Annotated in this window: 15 protein-coding genes and 2 tRNA genes; 9 read left to right on the top strand and 8 right to left on the bottom strand. The window is 62.5% G+C overall.

From position 1 onward, the window contains the following. Positions 1-8: 8 nt before the first annotated feature. Positions 9-2,081, bottom strand: a complete 2,073-nt coding sequence (uvrB, locus tag CEW87_RS16820; RefSeq protein ID WP_108974835.1) for an excinuclease ABC subunit UvrB — start codon at positions 2,079-2,081, stop codon at positions 9-11. Between the two features lie 144 nt (positions 2,082-2,225). On the opposite strand from uvrB, the gene CEW87_RS16815 reads away from it, so the two are divergent. The 3 genes from CEW87_RS16815 (at position 2,226) to CEW87_RS16805 (ending at position 3,742) form a co-directional block, all read left to right on the top strand. Beyond that, positions 2,226-3,431: an amino acid aminotransferase gene (locus CEW87_RS16815; RefSeq protein WP_108974833.1), complete on the top strand. Its 1,206-nt coding sequence runs from the start codon at positions 2,226-2,228 to the stop codon at positions 3,429-3,431. 81 nt (positions 3,432-3,512) lie between these two features. After that, positions 3,513-3,588, top strand: a tRNA-Asn gene (locus tag CEW87_RS16810). A gap of 78 nt (positions 3,589-3,666) precedes the next feature. After that, positions 3,667-3,742, top strand: a tRNA-Asn gene (locus tag CEW87_RS16805). Positions 3,743-4,143: 401 nt separating this feature from the next. Here the strand turns inward: CEW87_RS16805 and CEW87_RS16800 are convergent. Then, the gene (locus tag CEW87_RS16800) at positions 4,144-5,346 is read right to left on the bottom strand and encodes an MFS transporter (protein WP_108974831.1); all 1,203 of its coding nucleotides are present in this window, start codon (positions 5,344-5,346) and stop codon (positions 4,144-4,146) included. Between the two features lie 103 nt (positions 5,347-5,449). Here CEW87_RS16800 and CEW87_RS16795 point away from each other — a divergent pair, with 103 nt between their 5' ends. Further along, a complete protein-coding gene (locus CEW87_RS16795; RefSeq protein WP_108974830.1) occupies positions 5,450-6,385 on the top strand; it encodes a LysR substrate-binding domain-containing protein in 936 nt (311 codons plus the stop codon). Positions 6,386-6,661: 276 nt separating this feature from the next. Beyond that, positions 6,662-7,360, top strand: coding sequence for a haloacid dehalogenase type II (locus CEW87_RS16790; protein ID WP_108974828.1), 699 nt, complete (start codon positions 6,662-6,664; stop codon positions 7,358-7,360). A 63-nt stretch (positions 7,361-7,423) separates the two neighbouring features. Here CEW87_RS16790 and CEW87_RS16785 read toward each other — a convergent pair whose 3' ends face one another. The 3 genes from CEW87_RS16785 to CEW87_RS16775 all read right to left on the bottom strand — a co-directional run bounded on the left by CEW87_RS16785 (position 7,424) and on the right by CEW87_RS16775 (position 10,945). Beyond that, positions 7,424-7,945: a hypothetical protein gene (locus CEW87_RS16785; RefSeq protein WP_234421568.1), complete on the bottom strand. Its 522-nt coding sequence runs from the start codon at positions 7,943-7,945 to the stop codon at positions 7,424-7,426. A 181-nt stretch (positions 7,946-8,126) separates the two neighbouring features. Continuing rightward, positions 8,127-10,544, bottom strand: coding sequence for a Lon protease family protein (locus CEW87_RS16780; protein WP_108974824.1), 2,418 nt, complete (start codon positions 10,542-10,544; stop codon positions 8,127-8,129). 107 nt (positions 10,545-10,651) lie between these two features. Next, positions 10,652-10,945, bottom strand: coding sequence for a hypothetical protein (locus tag CEW87_RS16775; RefSeq protein ID WP_234421567.1), 294 nt, complete (start codon positions 10,943-10,945; stop codon positions 10,652-10,654). Positions 10,946-11,235: 290 nt separating this feature from the next. On the opposite strand from CEW87_RS16775, the gene moaA reads away from it, so the two are divergent. After that, a complete protein-coding gene (moaA, locus tag CEW87_RS16770; RefSeq protein ID WP_108974823.1) occupies positions 11,236-12,306 on the top strand; it encodes a GTP 3',8-cyclase MoaA in 1,071 nt (356 codons plus the stop codon). Here moaA and CEW87_RS16765 read toward each other — a convergent pair. The 3 genes from CEW87_RS16765 to CEW87_RS16755 form a co-directional block, all read right to left on the bottom strand. Beyond that, a complete protein-coding gene (locus CEW87_RS16765; RefSeq protein WP_420094117.1) occupies positions 12,291-13,496 on the bottom strand; it encodes a DNA recombination protein RmuC in 1,206 nt (401 codons plus the stop codon). The two genes, moaA and CEW87_RS16765, sit on opposite strands and share 16 nt — an antisense overlap. 1 nt (position 13,497) lies before the next feature. Continuing rightward, a complete protein-coding gene (locus CEW87_RS16760) occupies positions 13,498-15,993 on the bottom strand; it encodes an ABC transporter permease (protein WP_108974821.1) in 2,496 nt (831 codons plus the stop codon). A 64-nt stretch (positions 15,994-16,057) separates the two neighbouring features. Next, entirely contained in the window at positions 16,058-17,230 is a 1,173-nt protein-coding gene (locus tag CEW87_RS16755) for a M20 aminoacylase family protein (RefSeq protein WP_108974819.1), read from the bottom strand. A 247-nt stretch (positions 17,231-17,477) separates the two neighbouring features. Here CEW87_RS16755 and CEW87_RS16750 point away from each other — a divergent pair, with 247 nt between their 5' ends. The 3 genes from CEW87_RS16750 to CEW87_RS16740 are packed head-to-tail and all read left to right on the top strand — an operon-like array spanning position 17,478 to position 24,404. Continuing rightward, on the top strand, positions 17,478-20,894 hold the full coding sequence (locus CEW87_RS16750) for a DUF2126 domain-containing protein (protein ID WP_108974817.1): 3,417 nt from the start codon (positions 17,478-17,480) through the stop codon (positions 20,892-20,894). 52 nt (positions 20,895-20,946) lie between these two features. Further along, positions 20,947-23,427: a circularly permuted type 2 ATP-grasp protein gene (locus CEW87_RS16745; protein WP_108974815.1), complete on the top strand. Its 2,481-nt coding sequence runs from the start codon at positions 20,947-20,949 to the stop codon at positions 23,425-23,427. Beyond that, entirely contained in the window at positions 23,424-24,404 is a 981-nt protein-coding gene (locus tag CEW87_RS16740; RefSeq protein WP_108974813.1) for a transglutaminase family protein, read from the top strand. Before CEW87_RS16745 ends, CEW87_RS16740 begins: the two co-directional genes overlap by 4 nt. Positions 24,405-24,435: the final 31 nt, after the last annotated feature.

The raw sequence follows: 24,435 nt of genomic DNA, 5'->3' as shown, positions 1-24,435 counted from the left end.
CTCTCCCTTTAGGTGTTTCCGTGCTGATCAGCACCAAACGCCCGCTCCCTCAAGCGGAACAGTTCATCCCGAGCCGCTGCAGCCTTCTCGAATTCGAGGTTGCGAGCATGCTCCTGCATCTCTTTTTCCAGCTTCTTGATTGTCCGGGCCAGCGCCTTCTCGTCCATCAGCGCATAGTCAGCCCGCGCTTCGGCTGCAACCGAAGCCCTTTTCTCATCGTCCACGGAATAGACCCCGTCGATGATGTCCTTGATCCGCTTGGTGACGGTTTTGGGAACGATACCATTTGCCTCGTTGAAGGCAATCTGCTTCGTCCGCCGGCGCTCTGTTTCATCGATCGCGAGCTGCATCGAACGCGTGACCCGGTCGGCGTAGAGGATGGCCGTGCCATTGATATGACGGGCAGCGCGACCTATGGTCTGGATCAGGGAACGCTCGGAGCGGAGGAAGCCCTCCTTGTCCGCGTCGAGGATGGTCACGAGCGACACCTCGGGAATGTCCAGGCCTTCACGCAGAAGGTTGATCCCTACCAGCACATCAAACTCGCCCAGGCGCAGATCGCGAATGATCTCGACGCGCTCGACGGTATCGATATCCGAGTGCAGATATCGCACGCGGACGCTGTTCTCGTTGAGGTAGTCGGTGAGATCCTCGGCCATGCGTTTGGTCAGCACGGTCACCAGCACCCGCTCACCCACCGCAACCCGGGCCTTGATCTGGCTGAGCAGGTCGTCAACCTGAGTCGTTGCCGGACGGACCTCGACCAGCGGGTCGATGAGACCGGTGGGACGCACGACCTGCTCCACTACCTGCCCCTGGTGTTCGGCCTCGTACGCTGCAGGCGTGGCAGAGACGAAAATCGTCTGCGGCATCAGACGCTCGAACTCGTCGAATTTGAGCGGACGGTTATCCAGCGCCGACGGCAGCCTGAAGCCGTAATTGACCAGATTCTCCTTGCGCGAGCGATCGCCCTTGTACATCCCCCCCACCTGCCCGATCGACACATGCGACTCGTCGATGAACATCAGTGCGTCCTGCGGCAAGTAATCGATCAAAGTCGGGGGCGGCTCGCCCGGGCTGCGTCCGGAGAGATGGCGAGAATAGTTCTCGATGCCCTTGCAGAAGCCCATCTCGTTAAGCATCTCAAGATCGAAACGCGTGCGCTGTTCGATTCGCTGCGCTTCGACCAGCTGATTCTCGCCATAGAAATGTTCGACGCGGAGCTTGAGCTCGTCCTTGATGGCTTCGATCGCCTTCAGCACCGTCTCACGCGGCGTGACATAGTGGCTCGAGGGGTAGACGGTAAAGCGCCCGAGCTTCTGCTTCAGGTGCCCTGTAAGGGGGTCGAACAGGGTCAGATGCTCGACCTCGTCGTCGAACAGCTCGATGCGGATTGCCAACTCGGCGTTCTCGGACGGGAAAACGTCGATCACATCACCCCGCACGCGAAAGGTGCCGCGACGGAAATCGATATCGGAGCGCGTGTACTGCATTGCCACCAGACGCTGGATCAGGTCGCGCTGCCCGACCTTCTCGCCCTCGCGCAGGTGCAGGATCATCGCGTGATAGTCGACCGGGTCGCCGATACCGTAGATGCAGGACACGGTGGCCACGATGACCACATCGCGCCTTTCCATCAGGCTTTTCGTGGCCGACAGACGCATCTGTTCGATGTGCTCGTTGATCGACGAATCCTTCTCGATGAACAGGTCGCGCGACGGCACATAGGCTTCTGGCTGGTAGTAATCGTAGTAGCTGACGAAATACTCCACCGCGTTCTCGGGAAGAAACTCGCGAAACTCCGCATAGAGCTGCGCAGCAAGCGTCTTGTTGGGCGCGAGCACCAGCGCCGGACGCCCCATCTGCGCGATGACGTTGGCCATGGTGTAGGTCTTGCCGGAGCCGGTCACCCCGAGCAGGGTCTGGTACATCAGCCCGTCCTCGACCCCCTCGACCAGTTTCGCGATCGCAAGCGGCTGATCGCCAGCGGGCGGAAAGGGCCGGTGCAGACGAAACGGGCTGCCTTCGAAGGTAACAACGTCTGTCGTGCTCGCTGAGGCGCTACCGTCTGAACTCTGCATGCTAGAATTTCCGATTGTTTCAGCTGACGCCCGAACTTGAGGGTCCAGCTCGGGCAAACAACGATTATTTCCCAAAACGCGCGTCAAGGCACGGCCAGTTTCCCTGCCGGACGGGCGTGAACCGCAAGTGCTACTGGAGCTAACATGTCTGCATCGATCTTCGCCGCCGTCGAAATGGCACCCCGCGACCCGATCCTCGGTCTCAACGAGGCCTTCAATGCCGATACGCGTGCTGAGAAGGTAAACCTCGGCGTCGGCGTGTATTACGACGACAACGGCAAGATTCCGCTGCTGGGTGCCGTTCGCGCAGCCGAGAAGGTCCGCCTGGAAGCGATGCCGCCGCGCGGCTATCAGCCCATCGAAGGCGCAGCCACCTATAACACTGCAGTTCAGAACCTGCTGCTGGGCAAGGACTCGCAACTCATCGCCAACGGCCAGGTCGTGACCATCGAGGCCCTTGGTGGCACGGGCGCGCTCAAGGTCGGCGCTGACTACCTGAAGCGCCTGCAGCCGGGCGCGACGGTGTACATTTCGGACCCGAGCTGGGAAAACCACCGCGCCCTGTTCGAAGCCGCCGGCTTCCCGGTCGAAACCTATCCGTACTACGACGCAGCCACCCGCGGTGTTAACTTCGAAGGCATGAAGGCCAAGCTCAACAGCCTGCCCGCCGGTTCGATCATCATCCTCCACGCCTGCTGCCACAACCCGACCGGCGCCGATCTCTCCGACGCCCAGTGGAACGATGTGGTTGACGCCTGCCGCAGCCGCGGCCTGGTCCCCTTCCTCGACATGGCCTACCAGGGCTTCGCCGACGGCATCGAAGCCGACGCCGTCGCTGTGCGCGCCTTCTCCGCCAGCGGGCTGCAGTTCTTTGTCTCCAGCTCCTTCTCCAAGAGCTTCTCGCTCTACGGCGAGCGTGTGGGCGCGCTGTCGATCATCACCGCCGCCAAGGAAGAAAGCGCCCGCGTGCTGTCCCAGGTCAAGCGCGTCATCCGCACCAACTACTCCAACCCGCCGATCCATGGTGGCGCCGTGGTTGCAGCAGTGCTCAACTCCGCCGAGCTGCGTCAGCAGTGGGAAGATGAACTGGCCGGCATGCGTGACCGCATCCGCGACATGCGTACCAGTCTGGTCGAACAGCTCAAGGCTGCTGGTGTGGCACAGGACTTCTCCTTCGTCATCAAGCAGCGCGGCATGTTCTCCTACACCGGGCTGACCGCTGCACAGGTCGAGCAACTCAAGACCGAATTCGGTATCTACGCCGTGTCGACCGGTCGTATCTGCCTGGCCGCACTGAACACGAAGAACATCGGTTACGTCGCCAAGGCCATTGCCGCAGTCGTGAAGTAAGAAGGAGAGACGGGCTGCATAAAAAAATGCAGTTTATTTCTTGACGAACCAGAAGGCGCAGCCTACAATGCGCGCCTCTGTTCCTCGATAGCTCAGTTGGTAGAGCGCCGGACTGTTAATCCGTAGGTCCCTGGTTCGAGCCCAGGTCGAGGAGCCAGAAGAATTCAGCAGCGGCTGCACGCGATTTTTGCGACCGCGGGGGGAACCCCAAGAAAACGTTGCAGCAAGAGTTTATTCCTCGATAGCTCAGTTGGTAGAGCGCCGGACTGTTAATCCGTAGGTCCCTGGTTCGAGCCCAGGTCGAGGAGCCAGAAGCAAAGTGAAAATGCCATCCTTCGGGGTGGCATTTTTGCGTTCACGGGATGCGAAGTCAGCATCAGGATTGCTCAGATGGCTACGCCTTCCGTCGTTCGGCGACCGAACGAGGTAGATTGCCCCGGAGCCTCCAGACATCCCGCAGCCTCAAGCTGTGACGCAACGAAGATGTTCAGAGAACCCGGGGCCATTCAGTTTGCACAGCCAGCCGGTCTTAGCGTCAGCCCGCGCTCGTACGGCTTTTCGACCAGTTCAATCGGCACGTGCCCCGACAGCCCCTGCGCTGACCTTGCCAGCCAGAACGGAATGCAGCGGGCCATGCGTTCGATTACGGCGGTGATCTGACAACAAGCGTTCCATCGCAGTCGAAAACCCGGGCTTCTATTCCCCTGCCCCCTCACGGCGTGACTGGCGCAATACCTGCCGACAGTTCGATCTCTGCATCGCGCCGATCCAGCCTCCCGGCCCAAACTGTCAGGAACAATGCGACGAGTACCACCAGCGCGCCAACCCATGCAGTGTGGATGAGGCCAACGTGGGTCACGATCAAGCCGCCCACCCAGGCGCCAGCCGCAATGCCGACGTTGAAGGCTGCGATGTTCAGGCCCGAAGCCACATCCACGGCCTGCGGAGCAAAGCGTTGCGCCTGCTTGACCACATAGACTTGAAGACCCGGCACATTGCCGAAGGCAACACCACCCCACGCCAGTACGGTGACAAGCATCAACCAGCGATTCGGAGCGGTGATGCTCAGAACTGCCAGCACGACAGCGAGCAGCAGGAAAATGAGTTTCAGCGCCGGGATCGGCCCGCTTCGATCTGCAAGTTTGCCGCCCCACAGATTGCCAGCCGCGACCGAGACGCCATAAGCCAGCATGACCCCGCCAACCGCGCTGGCTGAATAACCCGTTATCTGCTCAAGAATCGGAGCCAGGAACGTGAAGGCGATGAACGAACCGCCGTAGCCCACGGCGGTCATCGCGTAGACGAGGAGTAACCGGGGCTGCGCCAGCACGCCGATCTGCTGACGAAGCGTAGCCGGCTTGCTGTGCGGTACGTTCCTGGGGACAAAGATCAGGCTTCCCATGAACGCGATCACACCCAGGGCTGCGACGGCGAGAAACGTGGCGCGCCAGCCAAAGTGCTGACCGATGAACGTGCCCATTGGCACACCCGTCACCAAGGCCACAGTCAGGCCAGTGAACATTATCGCGATGGCACTTGCGGCCTTCTCCTTGGGCACCACGCTCGCTGCGATGATCGACCCAATCGAGAAGAAGACGCCGTGGGCCAGTCCGGTCAGGATGCGCGCCACGATCAGGGACTCGTAACCTGGTGATTGCCAGGCGACCAGGTTGCCCGCCGTGAACAGTGCCATCAGGGCGAGAAGCAGCGCCTTGCGTGGCACCTTGCCCGTCAAGGCGGTGAGCACCGGAGCACCGACGGCGACGCCGAGCGCATAGAGGCTGACGAGTAGCCCGGCTGACGGCAGGCTGACGGACAAGTCAGCAGCGATGGTCGGGATCAGGCCAACGATGACGAACTCTGTCGTCCCGATGGCAAAAGCGCTGATGGTCAGCGCGAATAGCGCGATTGGCATGCTTGCATCCTTGTGTTGAGCGTTGAAAGAATGCGATGGTGGGTTAAATCACTTATGCTATAAAGTCCATAGTATTGAAAAAATATTTGCGTTTATATCAACAATGAAGACAACCCTGGATGAAATGCGGACGTTGATCGCGGTGGTCGATGCGGGTGCGCTGTCGCGTGCGGCCGACCATCTGAGGCTGACCGTATCGGCAGTCAGCCGAACCCTGGGGCGGCTGGAGCACAAGCTGAACACGACACTCCTTCGCCGCACCACGCGACGTCTGGAGCTGACTGAGGAAGGCACCATTTTTCTCGACCGTGCGAGAGAGATCATCGCCTGCGTCGAGGGCGCCGAAGAAGATCTTTCGATCCGCCGCGAACGGCCGGCTGGGCGGCTGCGTGTAGATGCCGCCACGCCTTTCATGCTCCACGGTGTTGTTCCGTTGATTTCCGGCTACCGTGAGCGCTATCCGGAAGTGACGCTGGAGCTAACCAGCAACGAAGGCTTGATCGACCTGCTGGAGCAGCGCACCGACGTTGCCATCCGCATCGGAAGGCTCAAGGATTCAACGCTGCATGCACGGCCTATCGGCAGCTGCCGTCTGCGCGTGCTGGCAGCGCCTTCCTATCTTGAACAGCACGGTCGGCCGCGCAGCACCGGCGACCTCGCTCAACATGTCTTGCTGGGCTTCACACAGCCGGCTGCACTCAATGAATGGCCGTTACCCGCACAGGACGACCTGCCGCTGCGTATCACCCCCACCATTGCAGCCTCCAGCGGTGAAACCCTGCGCCAGCTGGCACTTGAGGGCGCAGGAATCGTCTGTTTGGCGGACTTCATGACCCATCGCGACCGAACCGAAGGACGCTTGGTGCAGTTGTTCCCCACCCGAACGCTGGAGGTGCGCCAGCCGATCAACGCCGTGTACTACCGGAACACGGCGCTGTCCGCCCGGATCTCCACATTTGTGAGCTATTTGAGCGAGCATTGGGGTTCGGGTGCGGCCGGATGCGATGAAGCGAGCAAGCGATCATTTGCCGCTTCGTAAGACATTCAACGAACAAGGGTGGAACGCTGGCAATCGGGCAGAGTCACTGCGAGATCCTTCAATCTCCCACGCACTCCTCCACCGCGCGCGTGGCAGGCTGCGGCCTTGGCAGCTGTGCGACCCGCCTCTTTTGCCGCCACATGACTGAACGGCTGATCAGGCACACCCGGTGGCGTACGGGACTAGAATGAACTTTCGTGTTCACCAGGCCTGTCGCTCCAGGTCGTGCCATCAAGGCACAGACAGGGCAGCAGGCGCGCCGAGAAAGGATGCTCCATGGACAAGGACTTGCCGGTTTCAATCATCGTATTCGACGTGAACGAGACCCTTCTCGACATCACGACGCTCGAGCCCCTTTTCGAACGTGTCTTTGGTGACGCGTTCGTTCTGCGGGAGTGGTTTGCACAACTGATCCTGTACTCGCAGACGATGACGCTCTCGGGGCTCTACACCCCCTTCGGGGCGCTCGCAGTGGGCAGCCTGCGCATGGTGGCGGCCACCCGTGGCGTGACGCTTGCCGACGCCGACATCAGCGAGCTCAAGACGAGAATGAACGAGATGCCGGCCCATCCGGACGTCGCGCCTGCGCTCACGCGGCTGCGCGATGCGGGCTTCCGGCTGGTAACGCTGACGAACTCGGCAAGCGCATCGTCGCCCACGCCGCTTGAGCGCGCTGGGATTGCGTCATTCTTCGAGCGTTCGTTCAGCGTCGAGTCGGTCAGAAAGTTCAAGCCAGCCCCGGAAACCTACCAGCTGGTGGCGTCTGAGCTGGGTGCGGACACTTCGGCGCTGTGCCTTGTTGCCTGTCACCTGTGGGATACGATTGGCGCCCAGGCCGCCGGCTGCCGTGGGGCATTCATTACGCGCCCTTGCAATGCGATGCTGCCCGCAGCAGAGGTTCCGGCGCCTGATCTTGTTGCGTCTGAGCTGACTGAACTCGCAGATCAGATTGTTCTGCGCTGGAAGCCCGCCTGAGCTTGAAGATCCATCCCATGCAGCCCCTGAAGGGCACTGCATCTGACAACGAAGTCGTGAGCCTCAGCTCCGGCGTCGACCGGCACCGAAGGGCCGGCGCGCTGGACGGCGCTGATCATCGTCCAGCTTGGGTTTTGGCATCAGGAGGTTCTTGCCGCTCTGCCGCGTAATCGCCTTGTGAGCGCGAATCGCCTCGTCGAACTGCGCCCCGGTCATGGGGATCGAAGGGCTCTTCTCGGCGGGCGTATAGGCGGAAAGCTTCTCTCTGACCAGGAACACGCGCTCTGAGATATCGGCCTTCTTCGGCAGACCTTCTGCCATCGCCTGAGCTGCCGGGGTCAGCGCGTAGACCTCGCCCTCGGCAACGATCAGGCCGTGCGTGGCAAGGCGGCGAAAGGACTCCGCCCACAGGTTGGTGGAGTTGATCGGGCAGCCCAGCAGCTCGGCTGCGGTCACGATCCCGACCAGTTCGGTCGGCTTTCTTTTTGCAGCAAACAGGGTGGCCAGCAACAACTGGGCGTCAATATCGAGAATCGGGTACATGGAAACGCCTTTTGCGCCGGTTAAGCAATCGAAGCGCGCCATGATGCCTTACTCGGGCCTGGCAAGCACGGTTTACCCGGCAAGGACGGGCTTGTCCGCACCCTGGGCGTCGCGCGCATGGCACGCCCCGGCAGGATTTCGAGCCGATTTACGGCTCCTGCCGGGACTCACGCCTCAGACGCCGACAGGTTTGCCCCGATCCACCTGATCGGGGCAAACAGCCTCAGTGCGCCCCGCGTCGCCGACGACGCCCGTCGGCATCGCCATCGGCGTAGGCATGGCGGGCTGCCGTCATATCCGCAAGCACGCTGGCAACCTTGTGGTTGAGCGAACCACGCGGCATCACACCCTTGGAATCCGCCTCGCCTGCCGGAACCCCGGTAAGCACTTCCATGGCCTCGTCCACCGTGCTCACGGGGTAGATGTGGAAACGCCCGTCGCGAGCGGCCTCGACAACGTCCTCGCGAAGCATCAGGTGGCGAACGCTGACCGCAGGAATCACCACGCCCTGAGTACCATCGAGCCCCCGCGCAGAGCACAGATCAAAGAAGCCTTCGATCTTTTCATTCACGCCACCGATCACCTGAACCTCACCGAACTGGTTCACCGAGCCGGTGATCGCAAGGCGCTGCTCGATCGGCAACTGGGTGAGCGAGGACAGCAAGGCGCACAACTCGGCCAGGGAAGCGGAATCGCCCTCGACCGGCGCATACGACTGCTCGAACACCAGGCTGGCAGACAGGGACAGTGGCTGATGGCGCGCATAGCGGGCCGCGAGGAAGGCCGAAAGGATCAGCACGCCCTTGGAGTGGATGGCGCCCCCCAGCTCGGCTTCGCGCTCGATGTCGACGACGTCGCCTTCACCGAGACGGACCGTTGCCGAGATTCTCATCGGGTGTCCGAAACGCTCGCCGGCCAGTTCGATCACCACGAGGCCGTTGATCTGGCCTGCCCGGCTACCGCTGGTGGCAATCAGCGTGGTGCCATCGAGCATGGCTTCCCTCACGCGCGTCGGATAGCGGTTGCTTCGTCGCGCACGGGCTGCGAGCGCAGCCTCGATATGCCCGCGTTCGATGCTCTCGCATTGAGCGAGCCGGGCAAAGTGATCTGCCTCGCGCATCAGGTCGGCGAGAAGGCGAGTCTGCAGGGACAGCCGCGCCGCATCTTCGGCGATGCGAGCGCCCTCCTCCACCAGGCGCGCAACGGCGCTGCGATGCAGCGGCAACAGCTTGGCACTGCGCGCGAGCATCGCCAGAAGACGGGCGTACTGTTGCTCGTTTTCCGGCGAGCGCGGCAGGTCGTCATCAAAGTCGGCGGCGACCTTGAACAGTTCGGCGAAGTCGGGGTCGTGTTCCATCAGGGTGTAGTACAGATCGCGGTCGCCGATCATCACCACTTTCAGCCCACACGGCACGGCTTGTGGTTCGAGCGTAAGCGACCCACTCCAGCCCTGTGCCTCGGCAGGCGGCTCAATACGGATCTCGCTCGACCGCAGGGTGCGCTTGAGTCCTTCCCACGCAAAGGGCTGGGTCAGCAGGCGCTCGGCGTCCACCACGAGATAGCCGCCGTTCGCACGATGCAGGGCGCCCGCGCGAATCAGATTGAAGTGACTGACCTGCGCCCCCTGCTGCACCACATGTTCGACGCGCCCGATCAGGTTGCCATAGCCCGGATTGTTCTCAAACACGATCGGCGCGCCGGTCGAGGCGGCGTGATCGACCAGCAGCTTGACCTGGTAGCGGCTGAAGCGACCGCTGTCATCCGTATCTGCGTCGTCGTCGTCCTCATCGAGGACGATGCCATCAACTGCATAGTCGAGCACATCCTTGACGACTGCGTCGAAGAAGGCAAGCACCTCCGGCAAGTCGGCATGACGCGCCCGCATGTCCCGCATCAGATGCGACACGGCGGGCGTAAGGGCTTCGTTCTCAGCCCGGACCAGCGCCTCGCGCAGGCTCTTGCGCCAGCCGGGGAATTCGTTGAGCAGATCCTCGAGCCGGTCGCTCCATTCCGCCACGCGCGCCTCGATGGCCTCGCGTTCGCTCGCGGGCAAGGCGTCGAACACTTCGGGCGCCATCACCCCCTCTTCGGCAGAGGGCGCAAACACAAAACCGTCCGGTGTCTGCAGCAGCGAGATACCTTCTGCATTGCACTGTTGCCCAAGCTCGCGCAAGGCCGTGTCCTCGCGGCTCTTGTGCGCGGTCTGCAAGGCCTCGATACGCTCTGTATGGGGATCGCTGCCAAGTGCGCCCTCGATCGCGGGACCCAGGTCGCGGATGAAGGTCTGCATCTCTGCCCTGAGGGCCGTGCCGCGGCCTGCCGGCAAGGTCAGCAGGCGCGGATGGAGCGGCTCGTCGAAGTTGTGGAGATAGCACAGATCCGGTGGCACCGGCTCGGTCGCCGCGCGCTCGCGCAGGAGGCGAAAGGTAGTGGCATGTTTGCCACTGCCGGACTCCCCCAGCACGAAGACGTGATAATCGGTGTGCCCCATCGAGAGCCCGAACTGAAGGGCCTCCATTGCCCGCGCCTGTCCCAGGTCGCCGGGATGGTCGTCGAGCGTGGCGGTGGTCTCGAAGGAGAATTGATCGGGGCTGCAGCAGGCCCGCAACTGAGCAGCGGACAGAGGCGCAATATCGGCCATGTTCTTGTTCTCCGGAAGCCGAAACGAAGGTGACTGACCCGATCGAGACGACCGGGCACCCTACATCTTTACCTCTGTTGCGCCTGCGGGCAAGCCTGTGGCGGGAATCAGCGTCCGGCAGTACGTCGCATCGGACCGTCACCCCAGCGCAGATCGAGGGGTTCGTTCTCGAACTGCGGATACAGCCTGTCGTGTTCCATCAGCAAACGCATGACGGTCATGGCATGCTCAGCGGGGAAACCCTGGCGCTTTCCGCCACGTGTATCGGTCATCAGGTTCGAAAGATACTGCCGACACTCCCTTGAACCCCAGAGCAGGTCAATGCCCTGCAGGTGAGGGAAGCGCTCGTAAAGGGCGGTGGTATCCGTTTTTCGGGGCAGGTTGCCGCTCCGTGCGTTCAAGGTACAACTCCTTTTGCTTTCAAATGCAGCCAGGCTCAGTGGCCGTTCTATAAATGTGGTTTCTGTTGTTTACGATGTGAAGTATGCCTAAAGACATACATGATGTAGGGGTTTAACGCGCCTGAATCAATGTCAGCGTGCGGGTTTTCACGAATCACTCCCCAAGTTGGGCTGATACATCCGTATTAACCACAATAAAACCAGTGCTTTTACTCACTTGACCGCGGACAAGGCACTGTGGAACAGTCGCCCGCAGGATCAGTCGAAAGTGAAAAACCTGCGTACCCACCATGAAAGTCATCCCGATCCACAACACTGCTTCGCTTCCCCTGCCTGAACCCGCGTCGGTTCAGGACGGCCCGCTGTTCGACCGTCGCGGCCGGAACGTGCGTGACCTGCGGATCTCGGTAACCGATCGCTGCAACTTCCGATGTGTGTACTGCATGCCGCGTGAGGTCTTCGACAAGGACTACCCATTCCTGCCGCGGACACAGCTGCTGAGCTTTGAAGAGATCTACCGTGTGGCCCGGCTTTTCGTCGAGCGTGGCGTACGCAAGATCCGGATCACCGGAGGTGAGCCCCTTCTGCGCAAGGACATCGAGCGCCTGATCGGAATGCTTGCGAAGCTGGACGACGTGGAGATCACGCTGACAACCAATGGCGTGCTCCTCCCGAAACTGGCGCAGACCTTGCGCGACGCGGGCTTGCATCGCGTAACGGTGAGCCTGGATGCACTCGACGATCGGCTCTTCCGCAGCATGAACGATGCCGACTACCCGGTGGCGCGCGTCCTCGAAGGCATTGCTGCAGCAAGGTCCGCGGGTTTCGAGGCAATCAAGGTCAACATGGTGGTCAAGCGCGGCAGCAACGATCAGGACATCGTCCCGATGGCGCGGCACTTCCGCAACAGTGGCCACATCCTGCGCTTCATCGAATTCATGGACGTTGGTGCCAGCAACGGCTGGAAGATGGATGAAGTGCTGCCGTCGCGCGAGGTCATCGAGCGCATTGGCACGCACTTCCCGCTCGAGCCCATCGACCCCAATTACGAGGGTGAAGTCGCCGAGCGCTGGCGCTATCGCGACGGCGGAGGCGAGATCGGCGTCATTTCGTCGGTCACCCAGGCGTTCTGCAGCACCTGTACCCGCATCCGGCTCTCAACCGAAGGCAAGCTCTACACCTGCCTTTTCGCGCAGCAGGGACACGATCTGCGTGACCTGCTTCGCAGCGGCGCGGACGACCGACGGCTCGATGCCGCGATTGCCGGGGTGTGGGCGCAGCGTGACGACCGCTACTCGGAGATCCGCACCGCAGCCACGACCTCTCGCCCCAAGATCGAAATGTCCTATATCGGCGGCTGAGCTGCGGCTTCCGGTATGCGGTCGAGTTCGTCGATTTCGTCGAGGCGCGCCGACTCGATCTTCTGAAAGTGCGCGGTGATCTTGCGACTCGAGGTCTGTACGTCCTGCACGTCCTTGCTGGCCTGATCGATGTGCCGCGCAAGCGCATTCATGCGCTCGTCAAAGCGGTGGAAATCCTTTGCCAGCTTGCCCAGCGCATCCTGGATGACGTGGATCTGCTTGCGCGTCTCGACATCCTTGAGCACCGCACGCGCCGTATTGAGGACCGCCATCAGCGTGGTGGGTGACACAATCCAGACCCGTTTGCCCTGTGCATAGGCAATAACCTCTGGATGATAGGCGTGCAGTTCGGCGAACACGGCCTCGGCGGGCAGGAACATCATCGCGCCGTCGGAGGTCACGCCGGGCAGGATGTACTTGCCTGCGATCGCATCCACATGGCGCCGCACGTCGGCCCGGAAGGCCATCTGCGCGGCCTTGCGATCGAGTTCGGCAAGACTGCTGTCGAACATGCGGTGATAGTTCTCCAGCGGGAACTTCGCATCGACGGCCACCAGGCCGGTCGGCTCAGGCAGCTTGAGCACACAGTCAGCCCGGGTGTTGTTGGGCAGGGTGGACTGAAATTCGAACGCATCGGGCGGTAGCGAATTGCGCACCAGGGCTTCGAGCTGCACTTCGCCAAACGCGCCGCGTGCCTTCTTGTCGCCCAGGAGCTCCTGAAGGCTGACCACGTTCGTGGTGAGACCGTCGATCTTCTTCTGCGCCTCATCGATGGTGGCCAGGCGGGACATCACACTGGCAAAGGTGTCGTTGGTCTTGCGGAAACCTTCGTCCAGGCGTTCGTTCACCTGCCCGGCAAGCGTCTGCAGACGGCCATCGACGCTGTGTGTCAGCGCTTCGATACTGCGCGACAGCTGCACCGATGCCGCGCCCAGACCGCGTTGCAGGATTTCCCTGTCGGCGCGGGCGTGATCGCCAATGCGGTCGGTCTGCCGGGTCAGGCCGTCGTGAAGGTCACGCAGCAGATCGCGGTGCTGTGCCGCAAGCTGATGGTCGAGGCGCTCCCCGAGCTTCGATTGAACGTCGCGCTCCAGGCGACCTGTGCGCAGCACGACCCAGAGCAAGAGCACGAGGACCAGAACGAGCAGCCCGAGCAGGACAAGCTCCGCATTGCTGAATATCTGCATCATCTCAACCCAACGCCCTCAGGCTGGCCAGCGGGGGGCGCGACAGCAGGCCGCGGGTGCCGACCCATCCTCCAAGCATCACGCCTGCCGCCCCAAACAGGCTCGAAAGCAGCAAGGGCCAGCCCGAAGGGACGTAGTCCATCCTGAACACGAAGTGCGCAAGCGCCCACCCGATCGCCGTCGCACCGATACCGGCCAGCACACCGGCCACCCCACCGAGCACAATGAACTCGGCGCTCAAGGCCTGACGCACCTGACGATTCCGCGCACCGAGCGTGCGCAACATGGCGAGTTCGAATTCACGCTCATCATGGGTCGACTGCAGGGCCGCATACAGCACCACCAGACCCGCGACGACTGCAAAACCGAACACGAACTGCACGATCAGAATCAGCTTGTCGGTCATGGTCTTGACCTGGGTCAGCACTGCACCGATGTCGATCACCGAGAGATTGGGGAAGGCCGCCACCAGACGCGTGGTGAAGTCATGCTGCTCCAGTGGAAGGTGAAAACTGGTGATCAGGCTGGCTGGATAGTTCTCGAGCAGCCCTTCGGACGCGATGAAGAAAAAATTCACCCGCATCGAATCCCAATTCAGCTCGCGCACACTGGTCACCGGCGCTTCCACCTCCTGCCCGGCTACCTCGAAGCGCACGCTGTCGCCCAGCTTGATGCCAAAGGTTTCGGCCAACCCCTTCTCCACGGAAAACTGCGCAGTTTTGCCCGCGCCATGCCACTGCCCGTCGATGATCTCGTTTCCATCGGGCAAGGCGCTCGAATAGGACAAATTGAATTCACGCGCAGCGAGGCGGCGCGTGCGGGTGTCCTCGAAGCTGTCCGGCTTCACCGCCTCGCCATTGATGGCAAGCATGCGGCCACGGATCATCGGTTCGATCCCGGGCCGTGGCAGCCCTTCGGCGACAAAGAAGTCCTCCAGCGCCGCGCGCTGGTCGGGCTGAATGTTGATCACGAACCGGTTGGGCGCATCGGTCGGCGTCATGTTGCGCCAGTCGTTCAGCAGGTCGCCACGGACGAGGGTCAGCAACAGCAAGGCCGTCATCCCGAGGCCAAGCGCGGCGACCTGAATCACGCTCGGCACCATGCGTCGCCCGAGTGCGGCAATCCCGTACCGCCAGCCGCCACCCCTCAGACTTCCCCGTCCCTTGAGCCGTGTAGCAAGGTGCAGCACGAACCAGCCGGCAAGGGCAAATACGCCAAGCGCCACGGCAAAGCCGCCCGCCACGGCGACCCCGAGCCGGACATCGGCGGCAATCCAGAAGATCAGCCCCAGCAGGGCAAGCAAACCCAGGCCCCACGCGCTGTTGCTGAGTGGCTCGGCCGAGGAAAACTCGCGTCGCAGTACGCGCAAGGTCGGCACAGCCCCGAGGCGAAGCAACTGTGGCAGCACGAAGCCGATGAGGAGCGCCATGCCGACCAGCAGACCATGCGCCAGCGGCAGCATTGACGGTGCGGGCAGTTCGGTCGACAGCACCTCGCGCAGTCCGCTTCCGAGGCCCCACTGCACACTCCAGCCCAGTGCGCTGCCCAGCGCAGCCGCGACCAGACCGAAGATCAGAAACTCGCCGATGACAATTCCGAGCACCTGCGCCTGGCGGGCGCCGAGACAGCGCATGACGGCGCACGCGTCGAGGTGCCGCTGCATGAACCGGCGCGCCGACAGCCCGACCGCAACCGCTGCGAGGATCGCCGCCAGCAATGCCGCCAGCCGCAGGAAGCGCTGTGCCTGATCGAGCGCTGCGCGAACCTCTGGGCGGGCGTTCTCGATGGTTTCCACCGACTGCCCGCGCCCCAGCGCGCTTCGCGCCCACTTCTCGTACGCGCTTACGGCTTCGGGGGTGCCCGCCAGATGAAGCCGCCAGTTCGCACGACTGCCGGCTGAGATCAGGCCGGTGTCCGCAAGGTCGGAAAGATTGAAGATGGCCCGTGGCAGCAGGCTGAAAAAGTTGGCACCACGATCAGACTCGAAGCTGATCATGCCGCCAACCCGGAACGTCCTCAGTCCGAGGCCGACAGCGTCTCCCGTCTTCAGCCCAAGCTGCGCAAAAAGCCGTTCGTCCAGCCACACCTCCCCTGGCGCAGGCGAGCGTCCGGCCTCGGCGTCGGGCTGGTTCGGCCCGGGCGCAAGTCGCACGGAACCGCGCAACGGATAGCCGTCTTCAACCACCTTGACGCCGGCAAGCACCGCCTCGTCATCGGTACTGGCCATGCTCGTGAACAGCACTGTAGACGCCACCCGCAGCCCGCGCTGACGCGCCTCGTCCGCAAACGAATCCGGCCACGGTTGATCTGCGCGAAGCAGCAGATCGCCGCCAAGCAACTGATTGGCCTCGCGGTCGAGCCCGCGCCCAACCCGATCGGCAAGAAAGCCGACGCTGGTCAGGCTCGCGACGGCGATGATGATGGCGAGACCCAGCAGATGCAGTTCGCCGGCACGGAAGTCGCGGCGCATCATGCGAAAGGCAAGACGGAGAGTATTCATGGGCTGCTAACGGGACGTAATGCGGAGATGGACGGTCCCGCGGTGAATCGGTTCAATACGTGGCTCAAGCTCCGGCCGGAAGAAGGCGCTTTACCAGCTCCACCCAGTAGGCCACGCCGACGGGAAGAATCTCGTCGTTGAAGTCGTAGTTCGGATTGTGCAGCATGCAGCCGCCCTCACCCGGACCGTTGCCGATCCATACATAGGCACCGGGTTTGCGCTGCAGGAAATAGGAGAAATCCTCCGCCCCCATGCTTGGTCTGGCAGTCGTGTCGACCTTGTCTGCGCCTGCCAGGCTGGCTGCGGTCTCCACACAAAGCGCTGCTTCGGATGGGGTGTTGATTGTCGGCGGATAGCCGCGGCGGTACTCGAACTCGACACGCACGCCAAACGCCTCGCCGATGCCCACGCAGAGCTCTCCCAGGCGCTGCTCGATACGCTGTTGCACGAACTCGGAGAATGCGCGCACGGTACCGGAAAGCTCGGCGCGATCCGGAATCACGTTGTAGGCCTCTCCGGCGTGAAACTGCGTCACCGACACCACGGCTGCGTCCGCCGGGTCCAGCGTGCGCGATACGATGGTCTGGATTGCCTGCACCAGCGCGGCACCGGCCGCGACCGGGTCGGCGCCAAGGTGGGGCATTGCGGCATGGGCACCGGTGCCGAGAATACGGATATCGAAGCGATCTGCGCTGGCCATTACCGGGCCTGCGTGCACCGCAAACTGCCCTGCCGGAATGCCCGGCCAGTTGTGCATGCCGAACACGGACTCCATCGGAAAACGCTCGAACAAGCCGTCCTCGATCATGACGCGGCCGCCGCCCTCGCCCTCTTCTGCGGGCTGGAAGATCAGATAGACGGTGCCATCGAAGCCTTTGTGTTCGGCCAGTACCTGCGCCGCCCCGAGCAGCATGGTGGTATGGCCATCGTGACCGCAGGCGTGCATGCAGCCCGCGTGCGTCGAGCGGTGCTCGAAGGTATTGCGCTCTGTGATCGAGAGCGCATCCATGTCGGCGCGAAGCCCGATGGCGCACAGACTGCGACCGGCGCGAATCACGCCGACCACGCCGGTACCGCCGATACCCTGATGCACCTCTATACCCGCCGCTTCGAGCTCCTTCACGACGACCGCTGCGGTCCGGTGTTCCTTGAAGGCGAGCTCGGGGTGCGCATGGATATCGCGACGAATTGCCTTCAGGCGGGAATGGGCTGGACGAACTCGGTCAATGACACTCATGATCTCGCTATGGCTCGGGCCTGTCTGTGCTTTGGGTTGCTTCCAGTGTATTACAGGTTATCCGTCATTGCCGCGCAGCGTGAAAAGGGGAGAATAGAGCCCAACCAACCAATTCAGGTGCGCCCCAAAAACGGGCACGCCCGATTGTGGTGCATAAACCGTACATTTCCTGCCGAATCTGATTGTTTTCACATGGCGCGGGAATTGCTCCAACACAGAACATTCTGCCAGCGAAAAGGAAGCATCCATGTCGATTCATGTGGCGCTGTCTCACGTCACCACCTATCACTACGATCGCCCGATCAACCTTGGCCCGCAGGTTGTCCGTCTGCGTCCGGCGCCGCATAGCCGGACCAGCATCCTTTCGTATTCGCTTCGGGTGCTTCCCGAAGATCACTTCATCAACTGGCAGCAGGATCCCCAGTCGAACTACCTTGCCCGGCTCGTGTTCGAGAAGCCGACCGACCACTTCAAGGTCCAGGTCGATCTTGTCGCCGAAATGTCGGTGATCAACCCCTTTGCCTTCTTCCTTGAGCCCTATGCGGAAAACTTTCCGTTCAAGTACGAAGCATCACAGAACCACGAGCTTGCGCCCTACCTGCTCAAACTTCCGCTGACGCCGAAGTTCGAGGAGTACCTGGAGACGATCGACCTCACCGAACGCCGCAGCGTCGACTTCCTGGTCAAGGTCAATAGCGACCTTTACTCCCATATCGGCTATCTGATTCGCCTTGAACCCGGCGTACAGACACCGGAAGAAACGCTGGTCAAGAAGTCCGGCTCGTGCCGCGACTCGGCATGGCTTCTCGTACAGCTGATGCGCCACCTCGGCCTCGCTGCGCGTTTCGTATCCGGCTACCTGATCCAGCTCACCGCCGACGTCAAGTCGCTGGACGGTCCGAGCGGACCGGAAAAGGACTTCACCGACCTCCACGCATGGTGCGAAGTCTATCTGCCCGGCGCGGGCTGGATCGGCCTCGATCCGACCTCGGGCCTGTTCGCCGGCGAAGGCCACATTCCCCTCGCCTGCTCGCCCGACCCAACGTCTGCTGCGCCCATCACCGGCGCACTCGAGAAGTGCGAGGTCACCTTCGAGCACGAGATGAAGGTCACCCGGATCTGGGAAGCGCCCCGGGTAACCAAGCCATACTCCGAACAGCAGTGGGACGAGATCGTACGCCTAGGACATGCAATCGACGGCGAGCTCAACGAGCACGACGTACGCCTCACCCAGGGTGGCGAACCCACTTTCGTTTCGGTGGACGATGCCGAAGGCGACGAATGGAACACCGCGGCCATGGGCCCGGACAAGAAGCGTCTGTCGACCGACCTGTATCACCGCCTGCGCAACAAATACGGTCCGAACGGGCTGGTGCACTTTGGCCAGGGCAAGTGGTATCCGGGTGAGCAGCTGCCGCGCTGGTCGCTGAACTGCTACTGGCGCAAGGACGGCGAGCCGATGTGGTCGCGTCCGGAACTGATTGCCGACGAAAGCAAGCCGGGTAAGGCTGACGATCTCGTCGCCGGAAACTTCCTTCGAGGCGTCGCCGACAAGCTCGGCCTTGCACCCGAATACGTCTTCCCCGCCTACGAGGATGTGTTCTATTACATGTGGCGCGAGCGTCGCCTGCCGGCAAACGTCGACCCGTTCGACGCGCGGCTCGATGACGAGATGGAACGCGAGCGCCTGATGAAGGTGTTTACCCAGGGGCTTGCCACAGTCTCTGGGTATGCCTTGCCCATCACCCGCAATGCCGTTTCAGGCGAATGGCAGACCGGGCCGTGGTTCCTGCGCAGCGAACGCTGCTACCTGTTCCCCGGCGACTCGCCCATGGGCTACCGTCTCCCGCTCGATTCGCAGCCCTGGGCCGCCCCGGGTGACCGTCCCGTCATCCATCAGCCCGACCCCTTCGATTATTACCCACCGCTGCCGGCGCATGCCGCGCTCAAACACCAGTTGGGACCCGCATCGCGACTCGATGGCGCGACCTTGCGCCGTTCCGGCAGTACTGGCGTCGTGACCGGCGTCGGTGCCGACAGTGGCGCTGGTAGGGGTGTTTCGACGACACCAGCCCATGGTGGTACGAGCTCGCTGGCGGAATCGACCGGGCGCCGTCCGGAACTCAAGCAATCCGCAGGCTGGATTTCGCGCACCGCCATGTGCGCGGAGGCACGTAACGGCGTCCTTTACATTTTCATGCCGCCGACCGAAAGCCTTGAGGATTACCTCGAGATCGTTGCGGCAATCGAGGCGACCGCCGAAGACCTCGAACAGCCTGTCATGCTTGAAGGCTACGAGCCGCCGCGCGACCCCCGTGTCCAGCACTTCCGCATCACGCCCGACCCCGGCGTCGTCGAGGTCAACGTGCATCCGGCAACGAGCTGGGACGAACTCGTCGATCAGACCGAGCACCTGTACGAAGCGGCTCACCATTCCCGTCTGTCGAGCGAGAAGTTCATGGTCGACGGACGCCACACCGGCACCGGTGGCGGCAACCACTTCGTGATGGGGGGCGCAACACCAGCCGACTCGCCCTTCCTGCGCCGGCCGGATCTCCTGCGCAGCCTGATCAGCTTCTGGCACAACCATCCGAGCCTGTCCTATCTGTTCTCGGGCATGTTCATTGGCCCGACCTCACAGGCACCGCGCATCGACGAAGCCCGCAACGACTCCGTTGCAGAGATCGAACTTGCGTTCAAGGAGATGACGCGGGTCATCGAATCATCGCCGGACGGCTGCCCGCCGTGGATGGTCGACCGCCTGCTGCGCAACCTGCTGATCGACGTCAGCGGCAATACCCACCGCGCAGAGTTCTGCATCGACAAGCTGTACTCGCCCGACGGACCTACCGGCCGCCTCGGCCTGCTCGAGATGCGCGCCTTCGAGATGCCGCCGCACGCACGCATGAGCCTGGCGCAGCAACTGTTGCTGCGGGCGCTGATCGCACGCTTCTGGAAAGCCCCCTACACACCGCCGAAGCTCGTGCGCTGGGGAACGGAACTGCATGACCGCTTCCTGCTGCCGCATTTCATCTGGCAGGATTTCTGCGACGTCATGGAGAATCTCCAGGCGGACGGCTATCCGATCAAGGCGGAATGGTTCGCGTCACATCTCGAGTTCCGTTGCCCGAAGTACGGCGACTACACGGTCAAGGGGATGACGCTCGAGATTCGCGCTGCGCTTGAACCCTGGCACGTCATGGGCGAAGAAGGCGCCGCGGGTGGCACCGCCCGTTACGTCGATTCCTCGCTCGAACGCGTTCAGGTGAAACTCACCGGCGCGGCGCCGGATCGCTACGTCGTCACCTGCAACGGTGTTCCGGTCCCGATGCAGCCGACCGGTGTGGTTGGCGAATTCGTCGCTGGCGTCCGGTATCGTGCCTGGCAGCCGCCGTCGGCCTTGCATCCGACGATCGGCATAGACAGCCCGCTCACCTTCGATCTGGTGGACACCTGGAACCAGCGCAGTATTGGCGGCTGCCAGTACCACGTGGTGCACCCGGGCGGACGCAACTACGACGACTTTCCGGTCAATGCATTCGCCGCAGAAAGCCGTCGCATCGCACGCTTCTTCCAGCTGGGACACACCCCCGGCAAGATGACCGTTGGTGAAGTTCGCACACACCCGGAGTTCCCTTTCACGCTAGACTTGCGCCATTATTAATAGGCACGCCGCCCCCGGGTGTTCCCGGGGTGCGGCGTCATTGTGTGCAAACATGCCGGCTGGTCTCATAAACAACTACCCGTTCAGCGACAATCGTTTCGACGAAATGTTGTCCGAAAGTGGTACGGCACGTCCTCACTGGCAGGCCTTTGCCGACCGGATCGAGAGCTTCTCCGACGACCTCCTGACCCAACGGTCGGATTTCGTGCGCGGTGCGATCGAAGCGGACGGTGTCAGTTACAACGTTTACGCGGACCCCAAGGGCACCAAACGCCCCTGGGAGCTCGACATGCTGCCGCTAATCGTCGGTAATGACGAATGGCAGATGCTGTCGTCAGCAATCTCGCAGCGTGCGCGCCTGATGAACGCGATTCTTGCCGACCTGTACGGGCCGCAACACCTGCTCTCCGAGGGATTGCTGCCATCGGCACTGGTGTTCGGGCAGCATGGATTCAAGTGGCCCTCACGCGGGGTCGTGCCACCAGGCAATGTCTGGCTTTTCAGCTATGCGGCCGATCTTGCGCGCGCACCGGACGGTCAGTGGTGGGTGATTGCCGACCGCACGCAGGGCCCTTCGGGTGCCGGCTATGCGTTGCAGAACCGGATCATCGTTTCACGGGCTTTCCCCGACGCCTTCCGTGAACTGCACGTCAATCCGCTAGCCAATTATTTCCGCACCATGCAGGACAGTCTCGCGCGACTGGCGCCGTCCGATGGCGAAGTCCCGCTGACCATTCTGCTCACGCCCGGCCCCTACAACGAAACCTATTTCGAGCACGCCTTCCTTGCGCGCTACCTGGGCTTCCCCCTGGTCGAAGGGCAGGATCTCACGGTGCGCGACAACACGGTCTACCTCAAGACATTGCGAGGTCTGCGCCGGGTGCATGCCATTCTGAGACGCCTCGACGACGATTTCTGCGATCCCCTCGAGCTGCGCTCGGACTCGGCGCTCGGCGTTGCAGGGCTGCTTGGTGCAATCCGCGCCGGGCGCGTACTGATGGCCAATGCGATCGGCAGCAGCGTGCTCGAGTCCGGCGCCCTGTTCGGCTTTCTGCCTGCAATCTGCGAACGTCTCCTGGGCGAGAAGATCGCCATGCCATCGGTCGCGAGTTGGTGGTGCGGCGAGCCGCCTGCCCTTGAATACGTGCTCGAGCATCTCGACGAACTCGTGATCAAGCCCGCCTTTCCCAGCATGCGGATGGAGGCCGTCTTTGGCCATGAGCTCAAGGGCGAGGCGCGCAAGCGGATGATCGAAAGCATCCTCGCCCAGCCTCACGCCTACGTAGCGCAGGAATGGGTGCGGCTATCCCAGGCGCCGGTATGGAACCATCGGCTCGTACCGCGCTCTGTCGGCATCCGCGTCTTCGCCAGCGCAACGCCCGAGGGCTACACCGTGATGCCCGGCGCACTCGGTCGCGTGGCACCGCGCGCTGGCATGGAAGTCATCTCGATGCAGCGCGGCGGTCTGTCGAAGGACACCTGGGTACGGGCAGAAGCGCCGGTGGTGCGGCATACCCTGCTCAAGCGCCGGCTCGGTGTCATCGATCTCGTCTGTGGCGGAGCAGACATTCCGTCGCGCGTGGGTGAGAACCTGTTCTGGATGGGACGCTACGCAGAGCGCGTCGAAGCCAGCGCCCGTTTGCTGCGCGCCGCACTCGCCCGCGCTTCCAGTACCGACTCCGAGGCAGAGCAAGGTCTTGCGGGGCTGCTGCAGGCCACACGTCGCCTTGGCATCGTGGTTGATTCCGAAGACGAGGACAAACCCGACGACGTTCAATCACAATTGTTGCGCGCGCTGCTCGACCACACCCAGCCCGGTTCGGTTGCGAGCAATCTTCGCGCCCTCAGCTTTTCCGCCAGCCAGGTGCGAGAGCGCCTCTCTTCCGACAACTGGCACGCGCTGAACCGCCTCGAACAACTCCTATCGGAAGACATCAGCAGCACAGACCAGGCAATGTCCGCGATCGACCGCGTCATGCAGTCGAGCATCTCGCTCGCCGGTTTCGCCATGGACGACATGACGCGCGACGAAGGCTGGCGTTTTCTGATCCTCGGACGACGCATCGAGCGCCTCGAGGGCCTTGCCGGTCTGATGAGCGTGCCGATGCAGGCAAAACCCGAGGCGCGCGAACGGATGTTCGAATGGTTGCTGGAAGCTGCAAACTCGATCGTCACCTACCGTGCGCGCTATCGTCGGATGCCGGAATTGCTGCCCCTTCTGCACCTGCTGGTATTTGATCGCACCAATCCGCACTCTGTCGGATTCCAGGTCGACGTCCTGCAGAAGTATCTCGCACGCAGTTCGCGCGAGCTCGGTCACCCTTACCCCTCGCTGATGATCGACCCTCTGGCGCGTCGCCTGGACAACTTCGACCTCACGCGCTTCGAGGCCGATGACTGCGAGCTCGCGCTCGGCACCCTCGGCACCCTGCTCAACGAATCGATCGGCGCGGCGCTCAAGCTCTCCGACGAGGTACACCGACGCTATTTCATCCACACCTTGCGCCCGATGCAGTTGCGGAGGGTTGCATGACCGCCATCCGATACCACATCCGCCACGACACGCTGTATCGCTACGATCAGCCGGTTGGCGAGTCGCGCCAGATGCTGCGTCTTACGCCCCGCGAACTGCCGGGGCAGCGCTGCATTTCGCACCGGATCGTCGTCATCCCGGAACCCCAGCGCACGGAAGACTTCCCCGACGGCTTCGGCAACCCGGTGCGCTCGCTGCACTTCGAACAGGACCACGACACCCTCCTGATCCGTGCCGAAAGCTGGGTCGAACTCGACCCGCGCCCGCAGCCGGAACTCACCGCCTCCCCCCCGTGGGAAGCGGTACGGGACGAGCTCATCTACCGCGCAAAACACATCATGAGCGCGAAGCAACTCGAAGCCAGCGCGTTCCTCTTCGAGTCGACACACGTTCGCGTCAAGCGCGACTTCGCCGACTACGCTGCCGCAGACTTCATCGAGGGCAGGCCGCTACTCGAGGCAGTTCATGGGCTGATGCAGCGCATCAACAAGGAATTCATCTTCGATCCCGAAGCGACTGACAACTCGACGCCAGTCACCGAGGTTTTCGAGAACCGGCGTGGTGTGTGCCAGGACTTCGCACATCTGATGCTTTCCTGCCTGCGCTCAATCGGTGTCGCTGCGCGTTACGTCAGTGGCTACATCCTCACCCGGCCGCCTCCGGGCAAGCCACGAATGGTGGGTGCCGATGCGACCCACGCCTGGGTGTCGGTGTTCTGCCCGGTCACTGGCTGGGTCGATTTCGACCCCACCAATGCACTGATTCCCGAACGCGAACATGTCACCATCGGCTGGGGGCGCGACTTCGGCGACGTGTCGCCCTTGCGTGGCGTGATTCTCGGCGGCGGCGGTCACGAACCCGAAATCGCCGTCACCATGGCACCCGAAGCCGAATTCGAATCCCTGTATACAGACGCCGACGCACCGGTCGGCGACCTGTTGCAGGTCAACTTTCAGAGCCAGTCACAGGGGCAGTAGGCCTTAGCGACAGACCTATTCGTTCGACACG

The organism is Parazoarcus communis (assembly GCF_003111665.1).
Lineage (GTDB): Bacteria > Pseudomonadota > Gammaproteobacteria > Burkholderiales > Rhodocyclaceae > Parazoarcus > Parazoarcus communis_B.
Note: the sequence above shows the minus strand (reverse complement) of the source record. Positions and strands in the feature narration are given on the sequence as shown.

Coding starts and splice junctions, on each gene's coding strand:
- CEW87_RS16740 (WP_108974813.1), top strand. CDS start 23,424: ATGACCGCCATCCGATACCACATCCGCCACGACACGCTGTATCGCTAC.
- CEW87_RS16745 (WP_108974815.1), top strand. CDS start 20,947: ATGCCGGCTGGTCTCATAAACAACTACCCGTTCAGCGACAATCGTTTC.
- moaA (WP_108974823.1), top strand. CDS start 11,236: ATGAAAGTCATCCCGATCCACAACACTGCTTCGCTTCCCCTGCCTGAA.
- uvrB (WP_108974835.1), bottom strand. CDS start 2,081: ATGCAGAGTTCAGACGGTAGCGCCTCAGCGAGCACGACAGACGTTGTT.
- CEW87_RS16760 (WP_108974821.1), bottom strand. CDS start 15,993: ATGAATACTCTCCGTCTTGCCTTTCGCATGATGCGCCGCGACTTCCGT.
- CEW87_RS16780 (WP_108974824.1), bottom strand. CDS start 10,544: ATGGCCGATATTGCGCCTCTGTCCGCTGCTCAGTTGCGGGCCTGCTGC.
- CEW87_RS16790 (WP_108974828.1), top strand. CDS start 6,662: ATGGACAAGGACTTGCCGGTTTCAATCATCGTATTCGACGTGAACGAG.
- CEW87_RS16800 (WP_108974831.1), bottom strand. CDS start 5,346: ATGCCAATCGCGCTATTCGCGCTGACCATCAGCGCTTTTGCCATCGGG.
- CEW87_RS16815 (WP_108974833.1), top strand. CDS start 2,226: ATGTCTGCATCGATCTTCGCCGCCGTCGAAATGGCACCCCGCGACCCG.
- CEW87_RS16785 (WP_234421568.1), bottom strand. CDS start 7,945: ATGGCGCGCTTCGATTGCTTAACCGGCGCAAAAGGCGTTTCCATGTAC.
- CEW87_RS16755 (WP_108974819.1), bottom strand. CDS start 17,230: ATGAGTGTCATTGACCGAGTTCGTCCAGCCCATTCCCGCCTGAAGGCA.
- CEW87_RS16750 (WP_108974817.1), top strand. CDS start 17,478: ATGTCGATTCATGTGGCGCTGTCTCACGTCACCACCTATCACTACGAT.
- CEW87_RS16795 (WP_108974830.1), top strand. CDS start 5,450: ATGAAGACAACCCTGGATGAAATGCGGACGTTGATCGCGGTGGTCGAT.
- CEW87_RS16765 (WP_420094117.1), bottom strand. CDS start 13,496: ATGATGCAGATATTCAGCAATGCGGAGCTTGTCCTGCTCGGGCTGCTC.